This is a genomic window from Mycobacterium intermedium, assembly GCF_002086275.1.
GTDB classification, from domain to species: domain Bacteria; phylum Actinomycetota; class Actinomycetes; order Mycobacteriales; family Mycobacteriaceae; genus Mycobacterium; species Mycobacterium intermedium.
Genome location: NZ_MVHT01000361.1, coordinates 1 through 272, shown reverse-complemented (window position 1 = coordinate 272; position 272 = coordinate 1). Strand labels below are relative to the sequence as shown.

Sequence of the window (272 nt, the reverse complement as noted above, 5' to 3'; positions counted from 1 at the left end):
GGGTTAGTTGGCGCCGCAGGGGATGGCGGCGTGGGCGGGACCGCCAGCGTCACGGGAGGCGGCGGCGGTGCTGGCGGGGCCGGCGGGATGTTCAGCTCCGGCGGCACCGGCGGTGACGGTGGAGCAGGCATAACCGGCAACGGCGGGACCGGCGGGTCCGGCGGCGCCGGTGGGTTGTTCAGCGCCGGTGGTGCCGGCGGGAGCGGCGGGTCCGGCAGCACCGCCAGCGGCGGCTTCGGTGGCGACGGCGGCGCCGGCGGACTGTTCGGCTC

General features: G+C 78.7%; 1 protein-coding gene. It reads left to right on the top strand.

Features of this window, described 5'->3' with window-relative positions; translation table 11 throughout:
- Nucleotides 1–30 precede the first annotated feature (30 nt).
- Nucleotides 31–272, top strand: a 242-nt coding sequence (locus tag BST27_RS31025) for a hypothetical protein (protein WP_211285360.1), incomplete at its 3' end; no start/stop codon positions are given.